A 2993-nucleotide genomic window follows, 5' to 3' on the forward strand; every position below is an offset into this window, starting at 1 on the left:
ATCCCAGTGATGGGCATACTCTTCTTCTTCCTCAGCCTAAATCGGTAGCAACTGGTCGATGCGCGGGTCCTGAACCATGGTGCTAATAAAGTCGTTGTACACCACGTACAGACGATCAATTTCACCATTATCGTAAGCATCCAGCATCACCTTGACGGTGCCAATCATGTCATTTATGCGAGGCGCATCACCGAGATGACTGGTTTCCGAACGAATTTTGCTGCCCAGGCGTTTGAAGTAGGCACTGCCCTTGGAGCCAATGGCACAGACATCAATTCCGATACCTTTCGCATCCCACTCCTGCATGGATTTTAACGTGGCGCGAAACAGGTTGGCGTTCAGGCCACCACATAAACCCCGGTCACTGGAAACAACAATAAAACCAACCCGCTTGACTTCGCGTTCCTGCATATAGGAATGCCTGTACTCAGGATGGGAATGGGCCAGGTGGTGAATCACGTTACGAATTTTTTCCGCGTAGGGACGAGAGGCCGCCATGCGGTCCTGCGCCTTACGCATTTTACTCGCTGCCACCATTTCCATAGCGGAAGTGATCTTCTGCGTGTTCTGAACGCTTTTGACCTTGGTACGTATCTCTTTCCCGACAGCCATGTTGCTCTCCCGCTTTTACCTTTTCTTTTAGTTACACAAAAAAGTTAATAGGTACCTGATGACTTGAACTTCTCGATGGCTGCTTTCATTTCTGCAGCAATGTCATCGTTGAAGTCACCACTCTCGTTGATCTTGTCGAGCAGGTCGCCGTTATTGGAACGCAGGAATGAAAGCATGGCCGCTTCAAAATCCACGACCTTCTTTACTTCAACGTCATCGAGATAACCTTCGTTGGCAGCAAGCAACGAACAGGCCATTTCAGCCACGGTCAGTGGTGCATACTGTTTCTGTTTCATCAATTCCGTAACACGCTGACCACGTTCGATCTGTTTACGAGTGGATTCATCAAGATCCGAGGCAAACTGGGCAAAGGCGGCCAGTTCACGATACTGGGCCAGGTCAAGACGAACACCACCACCCAGTTTCTTGATGATCTTGGTTTGCGCGGAACCACCTACACGGGATACCGACAGACCGGCGTTGATCGCAGGACGAATACCAGCGTTAAACAAATCCGCCTCAAGGAAGATCTGACCGTCGGTAATGGAAATCACGTTGGTCGGTACGAAGGCCGATACGTCACCCGCCTGGGTTTCGATAATCGGCAATGCCGTTAACGAACCGGTCTGGCCTTTTACTTCACCATTAGTCAGGCGTTCAACTTCATCGGCATTGATACGGGCTGCACGTTCCAGCAAACGGGAGTGCAGGTAGAAAACGTCACCCGGATAGGCTTCACGACCCGGCGGGCGACGCAGCAACAATGATACCTGACGATAGGCCCAGGCCTGCTTGGTCAGATCATCGTAAACAATTAATGCGTCTTCGCCACGATCGCGGAAATATTCACCCATGGTGCAGCCAGAATACGGGGCAAGGTACTGCATGGAGGCGGGATCGGCTGCAGAAGCCGCTACGATAATCGTATGCTCAAGGGCGCCATGCTCTTCCAGCTTGCGCACAACACCAGCAATACTGGATGCCTTCTGGCCAACGGCAACATAGATACATTTAACTCCGGTACCTTTCTGGTTGATGATGGCGTCGATGGCAACAGCAGACTTACCGGTCTGGCGGTCACCGATAATCAGCTCACGCTGTCCACGACCGATAGGCACCATGGAATCGATGGATTTCAACCCGGTTTGTACGGGCTGATCGACCGATTTACGCTCGATAACACCGGGAGCCACTTTTTCAATAGGTTCAAAACCGGCCGCTTCGATTGGGCCCTTACCATCGATGGCGTTACCCAGAGAATCAACAACACGTCCCAGCAGGTTTGGACCCACCGGCACTTCGAGGATACGACCGGTGCACTGCACCTTGTCACCTTCGGTAATGTGCTCGTATGCACCCAGCACAACGGCACCGACGGAATCCTGTTCCAGGTTAAGTGCCATACCGAAAGTATTTCCGGGAAACTCGATCATCTCACCCAACATAACGTCGGACAGACCGTGGATACGGACGATACCATCGGTAATACTGACCACGGTACCTTCATTGCGCGCCTCGGTGGAGACGTCAAAACTCTCGATTCGTTTTTTAATCAGCTCACTGATTTCAGACGGATTTAATTGCATTTTCTTTTTCCTTTAATCTCGGAACAGGTCCAGGTCACTGCCTAGCCCACCAACTCCACGGAAAGCTTGTTTAATTTGCCACTGACCGAACCATCAATCACCATGTCGCCAGCCTTGATGATGGCGCCACCCATGAGTGACTCATCGATGGTGCATTTAAGAGCAACTTCACGACCCAGGCGTGCTTTGAGTTTCTCTGCAATAAGTGACTGTTGCGCTGCGCTGACATCAGTAGCAGAAACAATTTCAGCTTCTATTGTTTTCTCTGCCTCGGCTTTCAACGCCTCGAACTGTTCTGTAATTTCAGCAACAACGTTCAGACGACGATTTTCTGCCAGCAACCTGACCAGGTTCTTACCCTGATCAGTCATCACGCTTTTGTCACCAGAGCCTGCAACATCAATGATCAACTCGGACAACTGTGTTTTGTTAACACTGGTATTTCCAATAAGGCTTTGCACGCCCTCATTAGCTGTCACCAGGTTGATTGCTTGCAACAACACAGACCATTCCTTCAATTGACCACCTTCCTGGGCCAAAGCAAATATGGCTTCAGCATAAGGGCGGGCGATAGTGGATTTCTCAGCCATGCTTGTTTCCTAAAAAGTTAGATCTCTGCTGCGATGTCGTTTAACAGGCCTTCGTGAGACTTGGCATCTATCTCACGTTTCAGCACTTTTTCTGCCCCAGCAACAGCCAGTACGGCTACCTGGGTACGCAGTGCCTCTTTTGCCTGATTAATTTCCCGATCGATCTCGGCATTTGCAGCAGTTACAATGCGTTCACCTTCAGCAC

Annotated in this window: 4 protein-coding genes; all 4 read right to left on the reverse strand. The window is 50.5% G+C overall.

What is annotated here, in order from left to right; all coding sequences use genetic code 11:
* Window positions 1-36: 36 nt before the first annotated feature.
* Window positions 37-612 carry an ATP synthase F1 subunit gamma gene (gene atpG / locus ACWVCM_RS13205; protein WP_455202226.1) on the reverse strand — a complete coding sequence of 192 codons (576 nt, stop codon included), beginning with the start codon at window positions 610-612 and terminating at the stop codon, window positions 37-39.
* 44 nt (window positions 613-656) lie between these two features.
* Window positions 657-2198: a F0F1 ATP synthase subunit alpha gene (gene atpA / locus ACWVCM_RS13210; protein WP_455202227.1), complete on the reverse strand. Its 1542-nt coding sequence runs from the start codon at window positions 2196-2198 to the stop codon at window positions 657-659.
* Between the two features lie 41 nt (window positions 2199-2239).
* On the reverse strand, window positions 2240-2788 hold the full coding sequence (locus ACWVCM_RS13215; RefSeq protein ID WP_455202228.1) for a F0F1 ATP synthase subunit delta: 549 nt from the start codon (window positions 2786-2788) through the stop codon (window positions 2240-2242).
* Window positions 2789-2805: 17 nt separating this feature from the next.
* Window positions 2806-2993, reverse strand: a 188-nt coding sequence (locus ACWVCM_RS13220; RefSeq protein ID WP_455202229.1) for a F0F1 ATP synthase subunit B family protein, incomplete at its 5' end; no start/stop codon positions are given.

This window comes from Kaarinaea lacus, from assembly GCF_975902315.1.